The organism is Paenibacillus sp. SZ31 (assembly GCF_012912005.1).
In the GTDB taxonomy this organism is placed as follows: Bacteria; Bacillota; Bacilli; order Paenibacillales; family Paenibacillaceae; genus Paenibacillus.
Genome location: NZ_JABBEA010000007.1, coordinates 149,726 through 174,600 on the forward strand (window position 1 = coordinate 149,726; position 24,875 = coordinate 174,600).

General features: G+C 42.4%; 19 protein-coding genes and 1 pseudogene. 1 reads left to right on the forward strand and 19 read right to left on the reverse strand.

The annotated features are described in order from the left end of the window. Positions 1 to 500: 500 nt before the first annotated feature. The 4 genes from HF638_RS15815 to HF638_RS15830 form a co-directional block, all read right to left on the reverse strand. Positions 501 to 1,292 carry an HAD family hydrolase gene (locus HF638_RS15815; protein WP_169481059.1) on the reverse strand — a complete coding sequence of 264 codons (792 nt, stop codon included), beginning with the start codon at positions 1,290 to 1,292 and terminating at the stop codon, positions 501 to 503. Between the two features lie 28 nt (positions 1,293 to 1,320). Further along, entirely contained in the window at positions 1,321 to 1,830 is a 510-nt protein-coding gene (locus HF638_RS15820; RefSeq protein WP_062834910.1) for a hypothetical protein, read from the reverse strand. A gap of 125 nt (positions 1,831 to 1,955) precedes the next feature. Then, positions 1,956 to 2,165: a DUF896 domain-containing protein gene (locus HF638_RS15825; protein ID WP_017688036.1), complete on the reverse strand. Its 210-nt coding sequence runs from the start codon at positions 2,163 to 2,165 to the stop codon at positions 1,956 to 1,958. Between the two features lie 95 nt (positions 2,166 to 2,260). Further along, a complete protein-coding gene (locus HF638_RS15830; protein WP_169481060.1) occupies positions 2,261 to 2,638 on the reverse strand; it encodes a LysM peptidoglycan-binding domain-containing protein in 378 nt (125 codons plus the stop codon). Between the two features lie 296 nt (positions 2,639 to 2,934). Between HF638_RS15830 and lexA the strand changes: the two genes are divergently transcribed. After that, on the forward strand, positions 2,935 to 3,561 hold the full coding sequence (gene lexA, locus HF638_RS15835) for a transcriptional repressor LexA (RefSeq protein ID WP_017688034.1): 627 nt from the start codon (positions 2,935 to 2,937) through the stop codon (positions 3,559 to 3,561). Positions 3,562 to 3,674: 113 nt separating this feature from the next. Here lexA and HF638_RS15840 read toward each other — a convergent pair whose 3' ends face one another. From HF638_RS15840 to mutL, 15 genes and pseudogenes are all read right to left on the reverse strand, one after another. Then, positions 3,675 to 4,973: an aldehyde dehydrogenase gene (locus HF638_RS15840; RefSeq protein WP_169481061.1), complete on the reverse strand. Its 1,299-nt coding sequence runs from the start codon at positions 4,971 to 4,973 to the stop codon at positions 3,675 to 3,677. Between the two features lie 705 nt (positions 4,974 to 5,678). Then, positions 5,679 to 6,605 carry a DUF4435 domain-containing protein gene (locus tag HF638_RS15845; RefSeq protein WP_169481062.1) on the reverse strand — a complete coding sequence of 309 codons (927 nt, stop codon included), beginning with the start codon at positions 6,603 to 6,605 and terminating at the stop codon, positions 5,679 to 5,681. Between the two features lie 22 nt (positions 6,606 to 6,627). Further along, complete coding sequence (locus HF638_RS15850; protein ID WP_169481063.1) at positions 6,628 to 7,980, reverse strand: AAA family ATPase; 1,353 nt, start codon at positions 7,978 to 7,980, stop codon at positions 6,628 to 6,630. A 1,047-nt stretch (positions 7,981 to 9,027) separates the two neighbouring features. After that, positions 9,028 to 9,972 (reverse strand): annotated as a pseudogene (locus tag HF638_RS15855) (IS30 family transposase). 851 nt (positions 9,973 to 10,823) lie between these two features. Further along, a complete protein-coding gene (gene glnA / locus HF638_RS15860; RefSeq protein ID WP_169481064.1) occupies positions 10,824 to 12,152 on the reverse strand; it encodes a type I glutamate--ammonia ligase in 1,329 nt (442 codons plus the stop codon). Between the two features lie 129 nt (positions 12,153 to 12,281). Then, positions 12,282 to 12,695, reverse strand: a complete 414-nt coding sequence (locus HF638_RS15865) for a MerR family transcriptional regulator (RefSeq protein WP_056689944.1) — start codon at positions 12,693 to 12,695, stop codon at positions 12,282 to 12,284. An 82-nt stretch (positions 12,696 to 12,777) separates the two neighbouring features. Beyond that, entirely contained in the window at positions 12,778 to 14,031 is a 1,254-nt protein-coding gene (locus HF638_RS15870; RefSeq protein ID WP_169481065.1) for a methionine gamma-lyase family protein, read from the reverse strand. Between the two features lie 84 nt (positions 14,032 to 14,115). Next, on the reverse strand, positions 14,116 to 15,402 hold the full coding sequence (hflX, locus tag HF638_RS15875; RefSeq protein ID WP_169481066.1) for a GTPase HflX: 1,287 nt from the start codon (positions 15,400 to 15,402) through the stop codon (positions 14,116 to 14,118). Positions 15,403 to 15,521: 119 nt separating this feature from the next. After that, on the reverse strand, positions 15,522 to 16,493 hold the full coding sequence (locus HF638_RS15880) for an AAA family ATPase (protein WP_091011956.1): 972 nt from the start codon (positions 16,491 to 16,493) through the stop codon (positions 15,522 to 15,524). A 110-nt stretch (positions 16,494 to 16,603) separates the two neighbouring features. Continuing rightward, positions 16,604 to 17,167 carry a ribonuclease FAU-1 family protein gene (locus tag HF638_RS15885; protein ID WP_062835000.1) on the reverse strand — a complete coding sequence of 188 codons (564 nt, stop codon included), beginning with the start codon at positions 17,165 to 17,167 and terminating at the stop codon, positions 16,604 to 16,606. A 295-nt stretch (positions 17,168 to 17,462) separates the two neighbouring features. Then, positions 17,463 to 20,123, reverse strand: coding sequence for a PBP1A family penicillin-binding protein (locus HF638_RS15890; RefSeq protein WP_169481067.1), 2,661 nt, complete (start codon positions 20,121 to 20,123; stop codon positions 17,463 to 17,465). A 169-nt stretch (positions 20,124 to 20,292) separates the two neighbouring features. After that, positions 20,293 to 20,535 carry an RNA chaperone Hfq gene (hfq, locus tag HF638_RS15895; RefSeq protein WP_017687918.1) on the reverse strand — a complete coding sequence of 81 codons (243 nt, stop codon included), beginning with the start codon at positions 20,533 to 20,535 and terminating at the stop codon, positions 20,293 to 20,295. Positions 20,536 to 20,908: 373 nt separating this feature from the next. Further along, positions 20,909 to 21,865: a tRNA (adenosine(37)-N6)-dimethylallyltransferase MiaA gene (miaA, locus tag HF638_RS15900; protein ID WP_169481068.1), complete on the reverse strand. Its 957-nt coding sequence runs from the start codon at positions 21,863 to 21,865 to the stop codon at positions 20,909 to 20,911. Next, positions 21,846 to 22,631: a class I SAM-dependent methyltransferase gene (locus HF638_RS15905; protein WP_036613556.1), complete on the reverse strand. Its 786-nt coding sequence runs from the start codon at positions 22,629 to 22,631 to the stop codon at positions 21,846 to 21,848. Before HF638_RS15905 ends, miaA begins: the two co-directional genes overlap by 20 nt. Before the next feature lie 17 nt (positions 22,632 to 22,648). Further along, complete coding sequence (gene mutL / locus HF638_RS15910; protein ID WP_169481069.1) at positions 22,649 to 24,874, reverse strand: DNA mismatch repair endonuclease MutL; 2,226 nt, start codon at positions 24,872 to 24,874, stop codon at positions 22,649 to 22,651. Position 24,875: the final 1 nt, after the last annotated feature.

Consider the following 24,875-nt stretch of genomic DNA (forward strand, 5'->3'; position numbering starts at 1 on the left):
CATCGCTTCTTCTTTTGTAGAAGACAACCAATCCTTCAACTTCACCCCCACTACGAAATAGATAATAGCTAAATGTAAGCGATATCATTTTGGTGTGTTATGTAGAATCACACAATCCAAGGTGCTTCACAACATTCATTAGCACTTACTAGGGGGTGTGATATCCAAATCGAAAGAAAGTCTTCAAAGTATGTAAAGCGCTTACAATATACCGAAAATAATAAGCAACAACTCCTGCTTCCATTCAAATGAAGTAAGTCAAAAGAAATTGCTTTAGGACAATCTAAATACTAGTCATACTAGTATGTTAGTTATATTTTAATCCAGCTTCCCCCTAATTTCAATAACTTTTAGCAAATAAAATTATTGTCTCATTTAACAAGGTAAATTAGCTAACCTGCCCAAATAAAAAAACATTGGTAACTTCACGAACGACATCATCGTTCATTGAAGCTTCCAATGTTTCAGGGTGCTGAGGAAAGATGTTATAGCTGATCTGCTCAGAACTTAGCAATAAGCTGATCTAATTCCGATAAATGCGTTATTTCATGGTCAGGCGCATACGTTTCATTGTTGGTCTTGTGCTCACGATTAATCCATACGGATTGGATGCCAGATGATAAAGCACCACGAATATCAGTCGTCAACTTGTCTCCAACCATCATGCTCTCTGCGGGTTTAACACCCAGTTTACTCAAAGCATGTTCAAATATGGACGGATCCGGTTTTCCTTTTCCAAAGTTACCCGAGATAATAATCTCATCAAAGAAAGGAGTCAATTCAGGCACACCGTCCAACTTCTCTTGTTGCAAAGCAGGACAACCGTTCGTTAACAACAACAGTTTGAATTTGCCTTGTAATTGACGCAAGGTATCCATCGTTTCTTCGTATACATGAGGTCTGGATCTCCGTTCTACTCCAAACTGCGAGGCAAGCTGTTCAGCAAGATCTTCACGATCTACACCCAACTTCAACAAGCCACGACGCCAGGATTCTTTACGGTAAACAGGAGCAAGTTGTTCCAACTGACGGAACTCAGGTTGATCCCCACCGGTAAAGTTAGCCCATAGGCCTTCAAACGGATTGATTCCAATCATTTTGGTAAAAGGAAAGGTTTCATAGGATTCATACAGTCCACGTGCCTCGTTACGAACGGCTTCTTCAAGTTCTTCGGGTTTAACCCCAGTCTCTTGCACTGCGATTAGACAAGTCTCATGAAAAGCTTCTCGAACACTACGCTCATCCCATAATAAAGTATCATCTAGGTCGAACAAAATCGCTTTTAACGCCATTCCGATCATCTACCCCTTTATGCAATAATTACTTTTCGACGGTTTCCACGGTGATCTGGTGTGCTTTTGCAAACTTCAACAAACGTTCTGCAATCGCATCTGTATCGTAGCGGTTCAATAACTTGGTAAATACCCATCTTTTACCGCGACTGTTATGTTCGATAACGATTGTACCTGGTTCAATTCTGAATTTGACGATATCGTCAACCCCGATTGAACGTTCACGATTACCCTTTGTCGTTATAATCCGATTACTGCTAATCTTGATGTACGGACGACGAAGCATGAAGATGACTGCCAAAAATACGTAAAGCAGCATAGTCACCCAGTCCCAAGTTGTCATCGGAGCTTGTACAAGGAATGTGCTCATGAACAGATACAAAAAGGCGAGACCGATCAAAAATATGGGGAACAACAGGCTGCGTCCTTTAAATACTTCTTCACCTGGTGTACCTGTGATTGGTTGACCACTTTTTTTGCGTTGCTGATTTAACTGCTTGGAATTTTTCTTAACCGTTCTCTCGAACGAACGCGACATGAGAATCCCCCTTATGTGTCTTTGTATCGGCTTACATAACTGTAAACCAACATTTCCCCCTATAAATTGCACTCTCAAATAACAGGAAGAAACCTAAATATCATAAATGATATCATTAGGTTTCGTTAGTGTTTGAGTTTGCCTTGGTGGCCTTTGTCATTCTCATCATCAACAATCTCAATGGTATCCAGTTGCTGTCTGAAATTGCTGCGAATATTACTCAAATAAATCTCTCTAAGCTCGGCACGTTCAGCTAGTTCTTCCTCCGACAAACCAGTGGACTTTTGCTTACGAGCCAATTCGTTAATGCGTGCTACCAGACTATCTATATCCAAGCTTGTCCCCTCCAAAAATACAAAGTCATATTAACTTTGCCATGATAAAGGCAGCTTGTCAAGCTGACACGTGATAACACTCATTGATGTGCATTTTATTCTGCAAATTGCGGTAGAGTTAATACTTGTCCCACTTGGATCGAAGTCGTATGAAGTTGATTCACTTTCTTAATTGCTTCTATATAAATACGTGTATCCATATTCGTCGGTTTATGTTCCAAAGAAATACTCCATAATGTTTCCCCTTGTGAAACGGCTATCTTCCCTCCATGAAGGACATCATTCTCATTGCCAGCAAATACAGTTAAAACGGTGCTGCATCCAATAAATATAATTAAAGAGGTAATCGCCACCTTTAACATCCATGAAGAAATCTTGAAACGCGCTAAAACCTTCTTGTAGTTCCCTATGTTAGACTTCACCAGTTCCGAATTCATCGGTTCATAAATGCTTTGATAAGTAGAATATCTCATTAAATACCCGCCTCCAAACGTTTGTTCCTATCTGTTGGAATCAATATAACACGAACACTTGTTTTGTTCAATAGGTTTTCAGAACAATTGTTCCCTTCTTTTTCGAAAGAGAAATATCTGAATTGATGTCCTTTTGCAAAGCATTTGCAGTATTATGCTCCGACTTTTGGACAAATTCTGTTCTAAAAGTAAAAAAACACTGATTTAATGCCATTTTATTTAGAACTTATGTTTGTACGAACGGAGGTTCTATGTTATAATTTTCCCAAACGTTACTAAAATGGGGTTGATACGGTATGTCGAAGATATCCAGCAGGCAGCAGGCTATTCTGGAGTTTATACGAAATGAAGTCCGGTTGAAGGGGTATCCTCCTTCCGTACGGGAAATTGGTGAAGCGGTTGGACTGGCTTCCAGCTCAACAGTACATGGACATTTGGATCGTTTGGAGAAAAAAGGGTTGATCCGACGCGACCCTACCAAGCCAAGAGCCATTGAGCTTTTGAGCCAGGAAGAATCTGAGCATTCTCATCAATTTGCTCATAGCGTTGCACGCATTCCTGTCGTTGGTAAGGTTACAGCGGGTGTTCCAATCACTGCCACCGAGAACATTGAAGATTACTTCCCTCTTCCTACGCATTATGTAGGCGAACAGAAAGTGTTTATGCTTTCGGTAGTCGGAGATAGTATGGTGGAAGCTGGAATCGTTAACGGAGATTATGTTATTGTCCGTCAACAGCAGACTGCTGATAACGGTGATATCGTCGTTGCAATGACTGAAGACGATGAAGCTACAGTGAAAACGTTCTATAAAGAGAAAGATCATATTCGCCTTCAACCGGAGAATGCGACCTTCGAACCTTTACGTTTGAAACACGTTAGTATTCTGGGTAAAGTCATTGGCCTTTTCCGAGATATTCATTAATATTTAACATGAGTAACAAAACTAGATGTAATGTAATGAAATACGAAAAGAGGTTGTCCTGTTGAACAGAACAACCTCTTTTTCATGTTTATTGTTATTTTATCGGCTAATTATTAACTGCGTTTCAGAACACTTTTGTGATGTGAGAATACATCAAAGCTCTGTTGTCCGTGATATGAGCCCATACCGCTCTCTCCTACACCACCAAACGGGAGATAGTGTGAAGTCATATGAGAAAGGGTGTCATTAATACATCCACCACCGAAGGACACTTGATTCAGAACCAGTTCCTGCAGTTGCTCGTCCTGTGTGAAGAGATATAACGCCAATGGTTTTGGCCGGCGAACAATCTCCTCTAGCATTGGGTTCAGGTCACTGTACGTTAATACAGGAAGAATCGGACCGAAGATCTCTTCTTGCATGACAGGCGATTCCCAGTTCACATCTCCAAGTACAGTCGGCTCAATAAGCAACTGCTCACGTACAGAACGTCCACCTATGAGCGTTTTACCATCTGTGAGGAATTTCGATAACCGATCAAAGTTACGTGCGTTGACAATATGCGGGAAATCAGCATTCTGTAGCACATCATCTCCAAATTTATCTTTGATCTCTGTGCTAATCAGATCGATCAATTCGTCATGAACTTGTTCATGTACAAGCAAATAATCCGGAGCAACGCAAGTTTGCCCTGCATTCAGGAATTTACCACGTACAATACGCTGGGCCACCAGCTTCAGATCTGCATCATTATGGACAATAGCAGGACTCTTACCTCCCAACTCAAGAGTTACAGGAGTCAAGTGCTCTGCAGCTGCCTTCATAACAATGCGACCAACACCCGTACTGCCTGTGAAGAAAATATAATCGAACTTCTCTTTCAACAATGCTGTGCTGGCCTCAACCTCCCCTTCCATCACGGCAATATACTCTTGAGGGAAGATCTCCTGAATCAGATCATACGTTAGACGAGATACTGCTGGTGTTAATTCAGAAGGCTTGATAACTGCACAGTTACCGGCTGCAATTGCTCCAATCAGTGGACCGAAGGCCAGTTGGAAAGGATAGTTCCAAGGTGCAATAATAAGAGCCACTCCGTATGGTTCCGGGTAAATGGTGCTCACCCCATCCGGCATAGCCGAATTGGTTGGGACTTGTCTTGGGGCAGCCCATTCCTGCAGGTGCTCTAATGCGAAATCCAGTTCACCCAGCACAATGCGAATCTCGGAACCGTAAGCTTCTGCCTCAGATTTGTTCAAATCTGCCCGAAGTGCATCTTGAATCCGTTGCTGATACTTTTCGATTCCTTTTCTAAGCTGTTGAAGAGCATTAATCCGATACTCGATATTTTTAGTTTGACCTGTATAAAAAAATGCACGTTGTTCTGTAACCAGTTGTTTTGCTTGATCCATATTAACATCTCCAATTAATTATTTAAAATTAAATTGCTCAAAATTTAATTAAAGTATACCTCTTATATATGAAACTTTCAACATATAAATGAAAGATGACATATGTTAAAATTCTAACGCTGTGGCAATCATTTCACTTGCGACTGTTCATAGTTAGTATGATTTGTATTTTCGTCATCTCTTTTTTGAAAATAATAGCATTTAGAGGTAATAAATCTCTATAATTCTATTTAATCCATTAAAACACAACTAACAAACGAGGAATTTCTTTAAGAAAAGTTTTGACACCAGGCACCCTACAATACTTAAAAATTAAACCTTGTGGCTGTATCTGCAGGTTCTCCCTTTTCTAAAGGAGTATAGCTCTCCAAGATCACAATGTAGCTGCGTACGATTTGTCATCACGCTTATTTGTAATTAGAGTCACTAATAACGTAATTTCCCGCATCTTTACCTTCAACAAATAAGCATTTTATCATCCTCTCAATATTTTTTATGAATAACGAAAAAGCCGTGCTTTGCATGAACAAATCTATGCAAAACTCGACTTTTTAAAATACTATTGGCTTTCAATACTCTTAAATTCCTTTTATCCAGCAATCACGGATATATAAGAATAGAAATATCAAAAGTTGTACTTCTTTCGTAAAATTGATTCAAGAATCCTCCACATCTTTATGTACACGAGAGAACATTAATAATTACTCAAGAAACATTAAGACAACTATATCTCTGACTAAGATAGTCTTTTAGTAAAGGACATTCATCGGCAAAACGCGAGAGTTCAGACAAGAAATTTACTCTTGTTATATTCAGTTTCACTTTAATCTTTGAAGGAAAAATCTCATTATCCCCTTCTTTAGCCAAGCTTATTATTTTAACAAGAAACCATCTTAAAAACTCGATTTCAAATTTGCCTCTAAAACGTTCTCTCATACGCATTTGGGAAAACTCACGCATTTTATTTGTTAGCAAATCATCTTCGATTTTTGCTGTTATATTATAATATTCATATAGGGAGTCTAAATCATATTTAGCTGAAATACGATTCATGCTAAGATGGAATAAATCTGTTATCTTAAATTCACCTAAATTCAATTTGTTATTTGATTCCTTACTGTGTCTTTCCTCATACCTTTGGCATGCAATAAAAACATTTAATAAAAGACTGGCATCGTGATATTCGGCTTGTCTATCATGAAATAAACTCATACATTTTTCAAAGGATTCGTCAGCTCTAGTTAATTTAAATTCGTTCAATAGTATTCTTTCCAGAACGGAGTTAGAGGTATAAAAATTTTCAATTGAGTAACACGGCGTTTCATATAATTCTTGAATATTCAATGAGTCATCAAAATCCCGATCAACAAAGAAAAAAGGTTTAAGCTCGATGAACTCTTCTATTCCCTTTGTCTTTTCGAAAAACTTCAGAACCCCTTTCTTTCCACCGGATTCAATAAAATTTGCAGTACCTATCAAACGCTCAATTCTGATACCATAGTATTTTATATCCTCTCCTTCAACAAAACATATTGGGTCATCCTTAAATCTAGCATACAACTTAATAAATTTTGCCCAGTGTACGGAAAAGTTATTTCGTTTTGCTCTTTCCTTCTCTATCTTCGAACTCATATAAACACTTCCTTAATCAGCATCAGTCGACTTCACGTATATACATTTCAAGTCCTCTAGCAAAATCATCAAGATCATTTTCGAAAATGAATGGTGAATGTGTAACGGCAAGCAAAAAAGAACATTTTTTTGATTTTAATATGTCTGGTAATAATCTATTCTGCCATTCAGTAGATAATGATAATTCAGGTTCATCGAATATTATAATGAATTTTGATTCTGTGGGATCTAGATACAGCCGAGAAAATAAGGAGACTATTTGTTTTTCCCCTGAAGACAAAGTATTTAATGTAAGTTCTTCCCGGTCACCATTACCTTTTTTGCGATATAATTTCAGTTCAACATTACTCTCATCGTAAACAAATTCTTTCTTACTAACTTTTAAATATTCATTACATGCATCTGCAAAATTCTTTATAGCATTGTCGAGTTCTTTCTGTTGATCATAAATTTTAATCAAATTAGATAAAAAATAAACAAGAGGATCGTGTCCCTCTCTAAGATAAAAATCATCAGCTGATACTAAATTATATATTTTCTCTTTATCTTTCATTTTCAAATTACTACCTATTCTTCCAAGGACAATTTTCAAAGTTTCTTGATTTCTTACGCTTTCTCTCATCTCTTCTGTAACTTCAATTCCTGTAATTAACTGTGATAACATCTCACCATTAACTTTAGAGAACCATTTTATGGAGATATCATTAATCTCATTCTTTATTTTTTCTATTAATTTTTCTACATCGGTTAATCCGAATTTTATTAACAATTCATCATTTATTTTTGTTTTATTCGATATTCCTAGATTGGATAAATCTTCTTCTATTCTTCTATAAGTTGGAAAGTATAAAATTTCATCTTTGATAGCATTTTTTATGATTTCTTGGTGAGCAAAGAAGAGCTTTTCATCGCTTTTTTTAATTCCCATTTCTCTTAATTCACTATACAAGAGTCTAGACGGATATGGGAAATCATGAAATTCATCTTCAATGGTTTCTTTGAATTCACTAAGTCTCTGAGTTCTAGCAAGTATTACGAGCCGACTTATTTCTTGTGGATTAAGCTTTGCATATATTTTGTGTGTTAGGAAATGATCATTATCTAGAATGAAAAACCTATTTAAATCGCTCTTTTTTATCTTGAGAGATTCTCCTGTTCCAAAACTAATTTCTACACTTTCAAATGGCAATTTTACTAACTTAATATAATTCAGCGTCAATGAATAATAAAGAATGTTAAGTATCGTTGTTTTCCCTGTACCATTTTCCCCCATTAGTATCTTAATCCCATTGTCCATAGGTATATCCACATTTTCTGATCCAAATAGATGTGTTATTTTAAGCCTTGTGATACTTTCTTGTAATTCTGAATACATTTGTTCACTCCCTTTTTATAAATTCTTTTACATAATAACATACTATGAACACATGGAAATTCATAAGAAATTTAATTCAATTAGATTTCATTTGAATTTCAACTGTTCATCAAGTCAAAGCACTTCCCTTGTTATTTTCAATTTTTCTCTAATAACACAAGGATATCAAGAAGACCTTAACTATAGATATGCCAATAACATGTTTTAAGAATTAGTTCATTTTACCCTAAATATCTCTGCAGTTAATCCTTTAAGTGAATCTTTTCACCTTACCTCCTCTTTCTTTATGCAATTTCCTCCTCCAAAATATGTATATAGTCTTAAAACTATTTCGACACTGAGGACTATTTTCCTGCAGGAACAAGCCAAGGGGAAGAATTAAATTAAATTCAAATCTCAACTTTCTAAGCTCTTGCATTCTTTTATCAACTTCCAATCAAATCAATAAATCTTCTTAAAAACGTCACAACTGGAGTTGCCGTTAATATCCTCTTCAGAAATATTCCTGATTCGTGGCAAAGTTAGACGTTTAGTATTGCCTCAATTTAAACCCCGGCGTAATTTACAATATATCCCAATATAACATATGGTAACGTTCAGTTGCAATACGATTAAACTCACTTAAAATCACCTGATCGTACCAATTCTTCTTCGACCTGAACTTTATCTCGTTGAATGTCCGAGAAAGTGCGCTACATCTAAATAAATCCAATAATACAGCTCACGAAATACGCTACTTTCATGAATGCAAAATACTATTTATAATTATAAGAGCTTTTTCAGCCTAGAGGGGAATATATTTACTGAAGTACTGATATACATTCTGTGTCATCCTCTCGATAAGACGGTTGAATTAATACATCCAAAAATACATTACACCCTATAAAAAGTAGTTAAAATTGAAAATATCGGAGACACTCAAGTTTAAAAATCTTAATAGAGACTAGTAGATGAAAAAGTGAGGCCAATACGATAAAGCGGTCTGAGTTCGTTAGAAAATTAGATTATAACTATTATTAAATAACTTTAATTTTATTAGACGGATTGTCAAACCAAGTGCGACAGTTCTTCTGCAAAAGATTCGTGAGCGGTTTTCCAACCCAGCATTTTCGTGGTCTGTGATTTATTAGATCGAGTGAATGGGCAAGATCATCATCATACACCCTCGCGAGATCGGTACCTTTAGGGAACAATTCTCGAAGTAATCCGTTCGCATTCTCGTTGCCAGGATGAATACGGATCAGCAAAATAAACGTGTAGGTTATGGGTGATTTCCAGATGGGCATAGCATGCAAACTCCTTGCCTCGGTCAGCCGTGGCTGTGAGGAAGGTTCCCGTGGGATACTGTGAGATCGCTACACCGAGCGCAATCTCCATCGACAAAGCGGTGCGATCAGGCATGAGAACAGCGGTATATAGACGTGTCTTACGTTCAATCAACGTCGCTACGCAGCCTTTACTTTTCCCACGACCCGATACAACGGTATCCAGCTCCCAGTGTCCAAATGTTTCACGAGTACGGACTTCTTTTGGGCGATCTGAAATCGTCCTTTCAATGGCGAATTTACCGCGCGTTTCTGCGGGTTTCTGACGCTTCCCCTTATGCCGAAGAACCTGTAATACGCCTCGAACCAGGCGCCCTGCATAGATCCAGCGATAGATGGTTTTGAAAGAGACGGCATGCCGCCCTTCGATGCGGAAACGTTCGGTGATTTGTTCCGGAGACCACGTTGCCTCCAATTTTTCCTCCAGTGAAGCAGCCAAGGCATCGGACCAATTCCCTGGAGAGACCGAAGCCTTACGACTCTCCTCATAAGCATTCTGAGCTTGTTCTGCCTGATAAGGATGTGATGAAGCCACACGATCTAACTCACGACAAATCGTCGATGGATGCCTACCCAGTTCTTTCGCAATGGCTCTTGAGCTTCTACCTTGTCTGTGGAGGACTTCTAGCTTGCTACGTTCGATTATGCTAAGATGTCTGTAGCTCATGGTTGGATTCTCCTTGTGTGAATGGTGTTGTGGTGACTTCATTCTACACGAATCCGGCCATGGGCCATTTTTAATTTATTTCCAGTAGGTGTCGCACTTCATATTACAATTCGTCATTACAAAAGACAAACAAAAATTATTACATGAAATCCAAACATCCGTTCTGGGAAACATTCAGATTTCTCTATGACTGACCAATGATTTAAGATATCACAAAGAACGACGGGAGCAAAACAAGGGATGTTTACAAACAAATAACATTAAAGTACTAAAGCGGTGAAGTTAATAACTTTGTTCCATATACTTACTTCTTAAATTATATAAAGGGTCCTGTGTAACAGAACCCTCATGCATTTTATTTAATTAAACGAATACGAGGAGCATCAATGGGATAAAGACTTTGAAATTTAGATTCATTTAATGAGGTTACTCAACTTAAATCTTTCGAGGTATAACTCAATTCGGTTTGATAAATCTGCATTTTTTCTTTCAACATAGCTGCTTTCTCATAAGGCAATTCTAATTTTATGGGTTCCTTAACCCTGTATCCTGCTTTGCTCATCTGAGTCCATAAATATCTTGACTGCCTTTCAGTATCTTATTGAGATCAGTTCGTTCAAGAACAGTTAGGTCATGGAAATATTCAGATCACATCAGATGTATATGCCCATACCTCTGGCAAGATCCAGAAAAGCAATATAGATAGATTTGAGAAATTCACTGAAGAAATTTTCGAACAGAAAAATATTTTGTGGGCATTTTGTGGGCACTTTGGTATTTCATAAAATATATAGGTACTTGCCCACAAAAAGAAAAACCCCTCAGCGCTAGAGCGCCAAGGGATTGAGCTATTAGTACAAAGTAATATATTGATCGCGTTCCCATTGGTGGACTTGTGTGCGGTACATATCCCACTCAATTTCTTTCAGCTCATAGAAGTGAGCCAAGGCGTGGTCGCCGAGAGCATCACAGATGACTTCGCTGCGGATCAATTCATTCAATGCTTCTTTCAGGTCAGCTGGCAAGCTTGGAATGCCTTCTTCCACACGCTCTTCTTCTGACATGATGTAGATGTTACGGTCAATTGGAGTTGGTAAGGAAAGCTCACGTTTGATTCCGTCCAGACCTGCTTTCAACAAAACAGCCAAAGCCAGGTAAGGGTTAGCAGCCGGATCCGGGTTACGAACCTCAACACGTGTACTCAGACCACGGGAAGCTGGAATACGGATCATTGGGCTACGGTTACTAGCAGACCATGCTACATAACAAGGAGCTTCATAACCTGGTACAAGACGTTTGTATGAGTTCACAGTTGGGTTAGTAATTGCTGCAAACGCACGCGCATGCTTCAGAGTTCCAGCCATGAAGTAACGTGCAGTTTTGCTCAGACCCAGCTCGTCAGATTCGTCAACGAATGCGTTCACATTGCCTTGGAACAAGGATTGGTTACAGTGCATACCGGAACCGTTCATACCAAACAGCGGTTTCGGCATGAAGGTAGCATGTAGACCATGCTGACGTGCAATCGTTTTAACAACGAGTTTGAACGTTTGGATCTGGTCTGCTGCTTTCAGAGCATCAGCATATTTAAAGTCGATCTCATGCTGACCTGGAGCTACCTCATGGTGAGAAGCTTCGATCTCAAAGCCCATTTCTTCAAGTGTGATAACGATGTCACGACGACAGTTTTCACCAAGATCCGTAGGCGCAAGGTCGAAATAACCACCTTGGTCATTCAGTTCGTTAGTCGGGTTTCCTTTTTCGTCTGTTTTGAACAAGAAGAACTCTGGTTCAGGACCAACGTTGAAGGAAGTGAATCCCATTTCTTCGGCTTCTTTCAGATTTCGTTTCAAGATGCCACGTGGATCTCCTGGGAAAGGATTACCATCTGGAAGATATACGTCGCAAATCAGACGAGCAACCCGGTTCTCTGCTACCCATGGGAAAATAAGCCAAGAATCTAGATCTGGATAGAGGTACATATCGGATTCTTCAATACGTACATAACCTTCGATGGAAGATCCATCGAACATCATTTTGTTATCCAGAGCCTTAGTCAACTGGCTCACAGGAATCTCAACGTTTTTGATAGCTCCAAGCAAATCAGTAAATTGCAATCGAATGAATCGTACGTTTTCTTCTTTCGAAATGCGGAGAATGTCTTCTTTTGTATAACTCACTATAACCTCTCCCTTTCTTATCTGCGTATTTGGCTTGCCTGTTATATTTGTACATTAGAAAGTTCTACGGGTCAAGGAGTCTGCCATCACAAGTGCATGATTTCCCCTCACTCGCCAAGTTATGCGAACTTACTTTTTATTAAAGAATCGGGAAAGCTCTCCCTGAATGAGAGATACTTGTCCAGGTCTCTTACCTGATACAAGCTGCTGCTTCAGCAAGCGATGCAACTGCGTATCGGACAGCTCTCTACGTTTGACTTCAGTATCTGGCGTGATCACTGTAGCTTCCTCGGATTCTTTCGAAACAGGATTCATCACTTGTTTGATCCCCGCGATGTTAACTCCTTTTTCAATCAAAGCCTTGATCTCTAGCAATCTCTCTACGTCATTAAAAGAAAACAAACGTTGATTACCTGACGTTCTCGCAGGAACGATCAAGCTGTGCTGCTCATAATAACGAATCTGACGTGCAGACAGATCCGTAAGTTTCATTACAATACCAATCGGGAATAAGGCCATATTTCTGCGAATTTCATCACCCATGTTCATCAACCTTCCAGTCATCTATTCTTCTCCCTATTGTACATTTAGTTGTTACCAAGTGTCAATGACGTGTTAGATAAACTCACAATAATTTACGATCTTTCATCGTCTGTAACGCCATTAAAACGCCATATTTGACATGAGAGTACGTTAATCCGCCTTGCATGTACCCAATATACGGCTCCCGTATAGGCGCATCGGCTGACAATTCCAGACTTCCGCCCTGAATAAACGTACCTGCCGCCATAATGACAGGATGCTCATAACCAGGCATGTCCCATGGTTCAGGAACCACGTGGCTATCTACAGCGGCTGCACGCTGGATTCCTTGAACGAAGGCGATCAGATGCTCAGCAGAGCTGAACTGAACAGCCTGGATCAGATCTGTACGAGCTTCATTCCAGGCGGGTTTGGTTACAAATCCGGATTCAGCAAACATCGCAGCAGCAAACGTACTTCCTTTGATAGCTTGTCCTACAATTGTCGGAGCCATGTAAAGTCCTTGGTAGATGCTACGTGTTGTCCCCAGCATGGCTCCCACCTCTCCCCCGATTCCCGGGGCTGTCAGACGATAAGCTGCCAGCTGTACGTACTGTTCCTTCCCACATATGTATCCACCGGTTTCCGCAATGCCTCCACCAGGATTCTTGATCAGTGACCCGGCCATCAGATCAACTCCGACTTCTGTCGGTTCACGCTCCTCCGTGAATTCACCGTAACAATTATCTACGAATACGATAACATCTTCCTTCAGCTCTTTGACACGCGTAACCATCTCAGCGATCTCAGCAACGCAGAAGGAAGAGCGCCAGTCATAACCACGTGAACGTTGAATTCCAATGACTTTCGTAGCCGGTGTAATGCTTTTCTCAACTGCTGCCCAGTCCACTGCGCCTTCAGCAGTTAAGGCTGTCTCACGGTAGCCGATGCCAAAATCACGTAACGAACCTGTACCATCGCCGGGTTTGCCAATAACTTTATGCAATGTGTCATAAGGCTTACCCGTGATGTACAATAATTCATCACCTGGGCGCAACACGCCAAAGAGAGCTGTACTAATCGTATGTGTACCCGAAGCAAAATGAGGGCGTACCAACGCAGCTTCAGCGCCAAACACATCAGCATATACTTCATCAAGCACTTCACGCCCACGATCGTTATACGCATAACCTGTTGAACCTGCAAAGTGAAAATCACTTACTTTTCGCTGTTGGAAAGCATTAATGACCTTCCATTGATTGTGATCTGTGATCCGATCAATCTGTTTCAGTTGTCCTTCAATCTGACGCTCCACTTGATGTTGAAGTTCAGATATTTCTGAATCAAAGCTTACCATCTTACTTCATTCCCCTTCATAGCACGAATCTGATGTTGAATATCTATTCTCGTGTCAACTTATCACACAAATATGTCATGAATATTACAATTCAATGAAATCTTCAAGCACATAACCGAATTTCTCATATTCACCTTTTTGCAATTCTACTTCATAAATGACATCATTTTCTTCAAAGCTGGTATCCACTACATCACCAATTTTGTAAAGTACCGACGTAAGATCTCCACGTTCTGCCGGAATACGGAAACGCTTCGTGTCACCAGTCAGCTCTGTCTGAATCAATTCACGAATTTTAAGTAGATCGTCGGAGTCCAATGCACTTACTTTGATATGGTCCTTGTCCAATGGAAGCATCTCAAGCTGTTCAGGTGTACATGCATCTTTTTTGTTATACAGGACTAACTGTGGCTTGTCCCCTGAACCAAGTTCTTGCAGAATCGTGTTAACAGTTCGCATCTGATCTTCACGCATAACCGATGAGGCATCCACAACATGCAGGATGAGATCTGCTTCATTCACTTCCTCCAGTGTTGCCCGGAAGGCTGCAATCAGATCATGCGGGAGATTTTGAATAAATCCTACTGTGTCGGTAAGTACGATTTCTTTACCACTTGGAAGTTCCATCGTGCGTGATGTTGGATCTAGGGTAGCGAATAGTTGATCTTGAATATACACATCTGCAGCAGTCAATTGCTTGAGCAAGGTTGATTTGCCAGCATTGGTATAACCAACAAGGGCCACCTGAACAATACCTGTCTTTTTACGCCGTTCACGATGCAGCTTACGATGACGTGTCAGTTCTTCCAGATGACGTTTCAGATCATCGATACGACCACGAATGTGACGACGGTCCGTCTCCAGCTTGCTTTCACCCGGACCTCTTGTTCCGATTCCGCCACCGAGTCTCGAAAGGTTCTTGCCATGACCCGACAAGCGCGGAAGCAAGTAGCTATGCTGAGCCAATTCCACTTGAATGATACCTTCTCTTGTGTTGGCACGTTGTGCGAAGATGTCCAAGATCAATTGAGTACGGTCAATAATTTTGAGATCGAGGGTTTCTTCCAGATTACGAACCTGCGCACCTGATAATTCCTGATCAAAAATAGCAGTAGTTGCTCCGAGTTCCTCCGCGATTGCACGGAGTTCTTCCACCTTACCTTTACCAATAAACCATTTGGTATCACGTTTTTCCCTGTTCTGAGAAAGTACACTTAGCACTTCCACTCCAGCTGTCTCCGCAAGTTTCACCAGTTCTTCTAAAGAATACTCAGGATTGATACCTGTACGTTTTACATCATCCGTAACAAGACTCACCAAAACGGCGCGATCTTTTTTGACCATGTCTGTATCATGTGTGCCATTTGTCATGTATATGTTCACTCCCTCTAATTACTAATCCGTTGATATTCATTGCCACGAATATGCCATGGCATGCCTTAAGCCGAACCGGTTGGCCCGGCCGGCTGGTGTAAAAACTATATTATCGCTTACTTTCGCTCAAAGTTCAAATCCTCTGTACGGATTGTCATCAGCTCCAGTTTTCCTGGACTGCCTTCCGTATATTGTTCCAACAATCGAACCGCCTGATGTCTGATCGAACGCTCAATGGCATTACGAACGTATCTGGCGTTACTGAACGCATGCAGCGAATCATTTTTTTCCTGTAGCAGATGTTGCTTCAACTTGAGTATAGTCTGTGGCATTAGAATATAATCACGCTCTTTGGCCATAATCTCAGAGATTTGAATCAACTGATCAATGCTATAGTCTGGAAACTCTACCTGGATGGGAAAGCGTGAAGGTAACCCCGGGTTCGTCTGGAGAAAAAAATCAATCTCTTCCGAGTAACCGGCAAGAATCAGTATAAACTGATTTTTATTATCTTCCATGGACTTAACAAGCGTATCGATTGCTTCCTTGCCAAAATCTTTCTCACCACCGCGGGCCAAACTGTATGCTTCATCAATGAACAAGATCCCACCGAGTGCCTTCTTGACCAGATCTCTTGTTTTCTGCGCCGTGTGACCGATATATTCTCCAACCAGATCCGCACGCTCTACTTCAATAAGATGGCCTTTACTCAACACACCCATCTTCTGAAAGAGTTTGGCAACAATTCTGGCTACAGTTGTCTTACCGGTCCCTGGATTGCCTTTAAAGATCATATGATACACGTGCGCGCCACTAAGTAAGCCTGCTTCGGTACGCATCTGAGCAATCTGTAAGAAAGCATAGATTTCAAATACCAAGTCTTTGATATTTTCAAGTCCAACCAGTTGCTCCAATTCACCCTGTATCTCCTGGAAGTGCGCATGTTTGGTTATACTCTTAGCTGCCTGTACTGCCGCTGCTTCGTCTTTGACCAACATCTGAGGTTCCTGGTTACGCAACACAATATTAATTTGTCTGGATGGTCTGCCTCCCGGTTGCTCTCCTGCAGCCATGACCCGTCCGTTCATTCGCCATCACCTCTATTTTATCGGGCTGAACTCTCCTGATTATTAATGTATTCTATCAGGTGCTCCAATATTAGAAGGATCATGAAGAATTCTGCGGATAAGTACATGTCTCAAATCTGAATGTTTTTTCGAAACTCTCCGTTCTCAAACAAACTCTGCCTGTGCTTCAGCGATAACTGAAAGTACGGAAACACATGTGCATCAATGGCATGAAGCAGTTCTTTTGCTGTCTTGTTCGCCAAGTCATAATCACCCGTCGTTATATGCTTCCGTGACAGTGCATCTTCAAGCTCATCTTCATCCAGCAAAAATACTTCTCCATCTTTCAGTACCACGACATCCAGATACAGGTCATCAAACCAAGGCACACCCTGATCGGTTATCCCCTGACTACGGCATGTATCAATGTACCATTCCACAATCCGTTCCTGATCGTCAAACATCGCCGTAACTACAAAGTGTTCTCCCTTCGGATAGTATTGCAGCCAAGAATAACCTTTATCTGCGATACAGAAGGTACTACCTCCATATGTTTTCCACAGAGGTTCTTTCAAATCCTGTATGGTGTACAACGTAATATAACCTGTGAAAATTTTGGATTGAACGAACCGGCATGTGAATTGTCGGTTCGTAATCCGGCGCCAGTTCGCGCGGTCCCCGAATTTCCGTTTCATACGAACCCCTCTTTGCCGACTACAGGCCCGTGACCTGCTCTCATATTGGTGAACAATGTAATAACGTCCGCATGATGGGTTCCAGCGCTCTGGACCCGCCTTGCACAACGTATTACGAATAGTTACAGCTTACCATATTTAAGGTATACACTCAAAATCAAGCTTTGTCCCATCTATTCATGAAATGAGCTTCTATTAAAGATGGTTCCGTATAACACAAAAAAACTGCTTCACCGGTTTTCCGGGAAGCAGTTTTTCAATGTAGCTATAATGTAGCTATTAAGTGTTCAATGGCTTAGCCGCCAGTTCCAGCTTGAGAATCTGCAGGTGCATCTGTTCCTCCAGTATCCCCACTCGTTCCACTGTCCGGGGGGGGTACAACTTCGCCAGGCGTCGTTACGGACCCATCATCGGAACCTTCATCGGTACCACCTGGATCTGTTGTCCCCTGACCAGGCGGGGTCGTATTTCCTCCCCCAGGTTGACCGTTTCCGCCGTTTCCGCCATTACTTCCGTTACTTCCGTTACTTCCGTTATTACCGTTATTTCCATTTTCATTCCCGTTACCGTTATTTCCGTTTGAGTTGCCATTATCCGGTGAACCATTATCCGGATTCTCTGTACCTGGCTGCTCAGGATCTATCTCTGTTCCAGGGTCTATGCCAGGATCAGGTTCCTCCGGTGGCACTTCCTGCGCTTCAATCATCAGAGAGATGGTATTGGAAGGATCCGTTTCAAGTCCTGATGCCAAGTCGTAAGCTGTCACATAGTACTCATAGGTCAGACCAGGCAACGCACTTAAATCTTGTGCATTGGTCGCACCTACTGCATCAATGAGATGAGTAAACTGCGCTTCAGAAGTTTCTTTACGATACACACGATATTGTGTGCTCGCGTCACCCGTTCCAGCCCAACTCAGTGAGACAGTTTGAGCAGATGGATCGTATGATCCACTCAGACCACTAACGGACAGAGCTGGCTGCTCTGGTTCTTCTACTGGCGGAGGTGCCTGCCCTCCAGCAGGTGCTTTGAATTGCTTCACGGGAACGCCTTTCATTGCATCTCCCATGACTTTGGCAAAGAAAGCTGCCGACAGCTTACTACTGTTCTTAAGCATATGATTCGCATCCGGATTGTCATACCCCATCCAGACTGCGGCAGTCCACTCCGGTGTATATCCAACGAACCATACATCACGGTTGGCACTATTGCCTGAGATACCACTTTGAACAGTTCCTGTTTTACCCGCTACCGGACGATCCAGACGCGCTGAACGTCCCGTACCGTCATTAACAACGTTCTGTAGCATCTGTGTAAGCTGATACGCATTTTGTTCACTCATGACACGCGTTGTGTCCGAGTTATCGTGTTTATACGTGGTTTTGCCTGCGCTATCCTTAATTTCCTTAATGGAATAGGCTGCTCGGTATTCTCCAAGGTTAGCAAATGCACTATAGGCTTGTGCCATTTCCAATGTATTTGTACCTTTACTTAGACCACCAAGGGCAATCGCCAGGTTTTTGTCTTCATCCGCAAGCTGTATACCTACACTCTTGGCAAAATTAATACCTGTATTAACGCCTATTTTATCAAGTAGCCATACTGCAGGAATATTTTCCGACTTCGTAATGGCTTCCGTCATACTGATGGTTGAAGAATATCCATGCAAGTTACCAGGACAGTAGTTACCAAAACATTGCTTCGCATTACTCAGCGAGGAGTTGGCACTGTAATTCCCTGATTCAAGAGCCGGTGCATAAGACACAATCGGTTTAAAAGCTGAACCGGGTTGTCTCCGACTCTGCGTAACACGGCTATAACCTTTGGTCTGATAATCACGTCCACCCAGGAGGGCAACGAGGCTACCATTCTCATGGTTCATGATAACCATAGAACCTTGAACCTGTTGATCATCTTTACTTGCCTCGAATAGACTATCATCTGTAAAAGCAGTTTCCATGGCTGTTTGAGCCTGAGCATCCATGGTTGTATAGATTTTGTATCCGCCGATATTCAGATCATCTTCCGTTTTGCCTGTTACACGTTCAGCTTCACGGAGCACATAATCAATAAAGGCTTGATACTTCTTCTCTTTCTCTGGTCGTTTGTAGTTATAGTTAATCTCTTTTGCTTCATCCATCTCCGCCTTGGTAATGTAGCCTTGTTCATACATCAGCTGTAATACCACACCACGGCGTGCTTTGGAATCGTTTGGATTGCTCACCGGATTGTAGGCAGAAGGGCCTTTAGGCATAGCTGCTAAGGTCGCGATTTGCCATAGCTTCAACTGACTCAAATCTTTTTGTCCAAAGTAAAATTCAGATGCTGCTTTAATCCCGTAACGCTGATGACCGAAGAAAATCCGGTTCAGGTACATCGTCAGGATCTCGTCTTTTGTGTACTTGCGCTCTAATGCCATTGCAATCGATACTTCCGTTGCTTTCCGGAAGAACGTCTTGTCACGAGACAAGAACATGTTCTTGGCAAGCTGCTGGGTTAGTGTACTACCACCCTCCACCATAGAACGGGCCATGACGTCTTTAACCGCCGCACGCCCAATGGACCAGATATCCACGCCCTGATGATCGTAGAATCGTTTATCCTCCGTTGCAACAAAGGCTTGCTTCACCAGCTCAGGAATATCATCCTCATTGACGGGTTCCAGCTTCTGAATGGACAGCTCCCCCATTAATTGTCCGTTGCGATCATATACTTTTGAAGTTTCATTAATTGTGGTTTTGTCCATGTTGGCTTTGAGTAGATTTTCGCCACTCACCATAATAAATAAATATCCGCCAAGTGCACAGAATATGGCGATTGCCATTGTGAAAAACAGTGTCCATCCAACGCGTTTACCCGTAATTTTTTTCTTTTTAGAGGTCTTTGGCTTCGCTTTTTTGGGTGACTTGTTATTGTTGTTGCGATTGTTAGACCTCGACAACGGATCGTTTGGCATGTTACCTCCTGACTCCCTTTCGGTTGCATAATTTCTATTCGTCTGTTGGCTCAGGCTCATATTACACATATTTTGCCCGGAATGAAAAGAACAACCCTTTATTCAGGTTGCTCTGTTTCAATACCTATACTTGTAGACGAAATGGTTGGTGAAAAGGTTTCGTAATTTTTTAAGCTTCGCCGCTGTTATCTTGCTGCATCAGCGATACGCTGCGTTGCGGCGTGAACGTGGAGATGGCATGCTTGTAGACCATTTGCTGGCGTCCGTCGCTGTCAATGACGATCGTAAAATTGTCAAATGCCTTGATCGTCCCGCGGATTTGGAAGCCATTGGTCAGATAGACCGTAGCAGGAATATTCTCTTTCCGCAGTTGGTTCAAGAACGTATCTTGGATGTTGATGGACTTGTTCATTAGCCGTACCCCCATTGGTTCATTTGAATTCGTGTTCAAGTAATATTCAATATCGCTGAGTAGCTTTCGTGCTATTATATCATGAACAGTTTCATATAATCCACAAAAACCCCTTGTCTGCTATTTTGCACCCAATCTTGGCTTGGAGTACAACTAGAAGACTTATCCATTATACACCGCTTGCCAGATTTGCAAAAGAGGGACAAAATCTTCGTTTCTCAGCACATTTCTTGCTTGTTTGATGAACCTATACTCACTTCCATTTGTTCTAGTAATAAACGAAAACCTCTACCTTTTGAAATATCAAAAAGATAGAGGTTCAGATGTCGTGATCTACTCCAAGCGTACTGATCAATACTTATAATTATGAAAATCAGTTAAATTTTCGTGTAATCAAGTCACTTACCTGCTTGTAGTTTCCTTCAAAATCTTCGGTATCCGTCATGTCCACCCATTCAATATCCTTCATATGGCGGAACCAGGAAAGCTGACGTTTGGCAAAACGACGTGTATCTCTCTTCAACCACTCAACCGCAGCTTCCCAACTCACTTCTCCTTGCAGGAACGCTGCAATCTCCTTATAACCCAGTCCTTGCATGGAAATATGACCTCTCGCCACTCCACGTTCCAACAGAGATCTCACCTCATCCACCAGACCTTGTTCGATCATCAGGTCAATCCGCTCTTCCACCCGGGCATACAACTTCTGGCGATCCATCGTCAAACCAACAATAAGAAGGTCATAGGGCGACTCTTTCTTCTGTACTGCCAGCTGATCAGACCACTTCTCGCCTGTGAGGTGATGGATCTCAAGGGCACGTACAATTCGCCGCTGGTCATTCGGATGCAGACGATCCGCACTAACCGGATCAACTTCCCTCAAACGATCATGAAGGGCCTGTGCTCCATGTTGCTCCGCAAAGCTAAATTGTTGCTCCCTGAATACATCATCCGAACCGCTATCCGAGAATTGGAAGCCGTAACATACTGATTCCACATATAGACCGGTGCCACCTACAATAAAAGGCATTTTACCGCGTTCGTGGATTTCACTAATCAATCGTGTGCAACTCTCTTGAAACTCGGCCACAGAATACGGATACTCCGGTTCATGGATATCAATGAGATGATGGGGTACACCCTTCATTTCTTCAGATGTAATCTTGGCTGTTCCGATATCCATTTCACGATATACCTGCATCGAATCCCCTGAGATAATTTCACAATTAAATGCTTGGGCAAGCTCGATGCTCAATCTCGTTTTGCCTACTGCTGTTGGTCCAACCAGCACAAGCAGTTTAGGTTTTGGTTTAACTTCCGCTTTCAACATTAATCACTCCGTACAGGGTTTTTGCATTCGCCCGATCAAGTATTTCAAATCCGAGCCTGTCAAACTCCGCGCTGCCGCGCTTTTCTTTCATCACTACCCGTTTACGGGCAACCCGTTTCGCTTCCATAATGCTCTGTTCATCCAGCGCGTGGGCATTCGCATAATCTCGCAAGGGCTGTATAGCACTTGAATCCATCATCGGTTCACGGAACATGGGGTCAAAATATACGGTATCACAGCTTTGATCTGGCAACGATCGAAGCAAATCGAGATGATTCGCATGATGCAGCTCAATACGCCGGAAAGCTTCATTTACCGCTGGCTTGATCGTCTCATATTGAGACATGCCCTCCACTAATAGTGTATATAGCGGAAGAGAGCTCTCACATGCAATCACCCGTCCACTTTTGCCCACCGCAACCGAGAACACCAGTGCATCCGTGCCCAGTCCGGCTGTACAATCGATGATAGTATCCCCTTCATTCACCGCCCCCGCCTCCAGCAGTGGATCAGGTTCTCCTCGCAATATACGTTTGGCACGAACAAATCCCATGCTGGGGTGGAACTCCAGCAACGGTGAATCCTTCCGAAATAGACGCACTTTACCCTGGAGTACAACCAGAACCTCCTCCGCCTCATAGTGTTCAATCATCATGGGCAGAGACATTTTATTACGGCGCACGTAAGTCCCCCCTGTTGTTTCAGCAAGGTTTCGGGCCCGCTCCACAAGTAAAGCCGCTTCCTTTTCACCGGTTGTAATATACATAGATTCCTCCTAAATAGCTACATAACACGTTTGAACAATTTTTCCAGATCATATGTTGAAAATGAAATCACAATCGGCCGCCCATGTGGACAAGTGTAGGGCTGACGACATGAACCCAGACGCTGAATCAGCACTTCTGCCTCCTGATCCGTCAGCTTCTGGTTGGCTTTGATAGACGCCTTGCAGGAGCACATAATGGATGCAGCTTCTCGCATCTTGGCCACATCTATGCTGCGTTCGCTAAGTACCCATTCGGACATTTCTTCAATAATGTCTTTCTCGTCCCCTTTGGGGAACCAGAACGGGTGGGAGCGCACACGGAACGTCTGTCCACCGAAATGCTCCAAATATACACCCGCCTGCTCGAACCAGGCCAGTCTTGTTTTCAGCTTTTCCGTCTCCGAAGGTGTAAACTCCAGCGTAATCGGCAGCAGTAACTCTTGTGAGGCCTGGGCAGGGTTACCGAATTGCTCGTAATAATACTCATAATTGACACGTTCATGAGCGGCATGCTGATCAATCAGATATAAACCTTGGTCATTTTGCGCGATCAAATACGTACCATGATGCTGTCCGATCAGACTCAGCTCCGGAAATGCAGGCATGGATGCATCTGATTTAATGGCAGCAGCAAGTTTAGTGGCATCAGGCAATCCTGAAGTTTTCCACGTCCGTTCACTTCGCGTAACTGAAGACGGGTTGTAGGTTGTTGTCCGAGCTTCCCTAACCGGTGAATTTACGAATTCGGAGCGATACGTAGCTGGTTTACCTTCAGCCAACGGTTTTTCTGTTGCTCCACGATCCCCACCATCTTGAGAAGAGAGGTCATATTTGGGAACAGTTTCGGTAGAACTTGTACTTGTACTTACATCCTTAGTGCCTTCTTGTACGTTAACGGATGTCTGCACCCCGTCATGACTAGCAATCTTCTGCAAAATATCCCCGTTCCAACTTTCTAACTGCTCAGGGGCGTGTGTAATCTCAGGTGGAGCTTCGGGCAACGGCACCGACTGACCCTGTTCAGATACTGGCTGTCCTGTGGTCACATCCGCCGGAGCATCCAAATCCAGATCATCATCTTCCGCAGTCAACTTCAGCAGCGCACTAGCAGGTTTCCCGAGTGGACCTTGTTGTCCATATCCTTCTGCATCAGATGCATCTTTCAGAGGACCCCGTGGAAAGAGGAATTGTTCCTGGATAAAGGAACTATCGTCTCCGCGTCGGATCTGCTGCTTTTTGACCTGTGGAATCAATACCTCCTGCCGGAGTATCCCTCGTAATGTCGTCTCTATGAATTCATACAGTTCCGGTTCCTTGCTGAAGCGTACCTCCAGCTTGGCCGGATGCACGTTCACATCCACAAGGGACGGATGCATCTCCAATTGCACTACGACAAGCGGGAAGCGATTAATGGGCAGCAAGGTATGGTAGGCTTTGAGAATCGCCTGATTGAGACCGTAATTGCGAACAAATCTCCCATTAACAATCGTTGACATACCATTACGATTCGCTCGTGTCCATTCTGGCAGGCTGATCAGCCCGCTCACCCGGTAATCCAGACTTTCACCCTGAATGGGAAGCATCGCTTTCGCAGCACTTGTCCCATAGATCGCTGCAACCACTTGCAGCAGATCGCCATTACCCAACGTCTGAAGCAACACATTCTCATTATGGCGCAGTCGGAACGAAATGTTTGGATGAGACATCGCCATACGGTAAAGGACATCTGATATATGTCCCAGTTCCGTCTGGATCGTTTTCATATATTTGAGTCTGGCAGGTGTATTGTAAAATAGTTCTCTCACTGCAAAATCTGTACCTTGGGGTGAGGTTGCATCTTCATGAGTGCGAAGGTTCCCGCCTTCAATTACGATGCGGCGCCCCCGCCCGTCATTACCACTTGCCGATAGAACCTCTACCTTAGATACGGCTGCAATACTCGCCAAGGCTTCTCCGCGGAATCCAAGACTAGTGATCTGGAACAGATCTCGGCCATGGGCTATTTTGCTGGTCGCATGACGATAAAAGGCCGTTTCCATATCCTCTGGCTCAATACCTGAACCATTGTCTTTGACACGAATACTGAGGAGTCCGCCCTCTTCCACCGTCACTTCAATCTTGGTGGCGCCTGCATCCACCGAGTTTTCGAGCAACTCTTTGACGACTGAAGCAGGTCGTTCGACCACCTCACCCGCCGCGATCTGGTTGGCAATATGTTCATCAAGCACATGTATTTTCGCCACA

Coding starts and splice junctions, on each gene's coding strand:
- hflX (WP_169481066.1), bottom strand. CDS start 15,402: ATGACAAATGGCACACATGATACAGACATGGTCAAAAAAGATCGCGCC.
- HF638_RS15830 (WP_169481060.1), bottom strand. CDS start 2,638: ATGAGATATTCTACTTATCAAAGCATTTATGAACCGATGAATTCGGAA.
- HF638_RS15845 (WP_169481062.1), bottom strand. CDS start 6,605: ATGAGTTCGAAGATAGAGAAGGAAAGAGCAAAACGAAATAACTTTTCC.
- HF638_RS15850 (WP_169481063.1), bottom strand. CDS start 7,980: ATGTATTCAGAATTACAAGAAAGTATCACAAGGCTTAAAATAACACAT.
- HF638_RS15815 (WP_169481059.1), bottom strand. CDS start 1,292: ATGGCGTTAAAAGCGATTTTGTTCGACCTAGATGATACTTTATTATGG.
- HF638_RS15840 (WP_169481061.1), bottom strand. CDS start 4,973: ATGGATCAAGCAAAACAACTGGTTACAGAACAACGTGCATTTTTTTAT.
- HF638_RS15905 (WP_036613556.1), bottom strand. CDS start 22,631: ATGTATATTACAACCGGTGAAAAGGAAGCGGCTTTACTTGTGGAGCGG.
- HF638_RS15865 (WP_056689944.1), bottom strand. CDS start 12,695: ATGGGTGATGAAATTCGCAGAAATATGGCCTTATTCCCGATTGGTATT.
- HF638_RS15820 (WP_062834910.1), bottom strand. CDS start 1,830: ATGTCGCGTTCGTTCGAGAGAACGGTTAAGAAAAATTCCAAGCAGTTA.
- HF638_RS15885 (WP_062835000.1), bottom strand. CDS start 17,167: ATGAAACGGAAATTCGGGGACCGCGCGAACTGGCGCCGGATTACGAAC.
- miaA (WP_169481068.1), bottom strand. CDS start 21,865: ATGTTGAAAGCGGAAGTTAAACCAAAACCTAAACTGCTTGTGCTGGTT.
- HF638_RS15870 (WP_169481065.1), bottom strand. CDS start 14,031: ATGGTAAGCTTTGATTCAGAAATATCTGAACTTCAACATCAAGTGGAG.
- hfq (WP_017687918.1), bottom strand. CDS start 20,535: ATGAACAAGTCCATCAACATCCAAGATACGTTCTTGAACCAACTGCGG.
- lexA (WP_017688034.1), top strand. CDS start 2,935: ATGTCGAAGATATCCAGCAGGCAGCAGGCTATTCTGGAGTTTATACGA.
- HF638_RS15880 (WP_091011956.1), bottom strand. CDS start 16,493: ATGAACGGACGGGTCATGGCTGCAGGAGAGCAACCGGGAGGCAGACCA.
- HF638_RS15890 (WP_169481067.1), bottom strand. CDS start 20,123: ATGCCAAACGATCCGTTGTCGAGGTCTAACAATCGCAACAACAATAAC.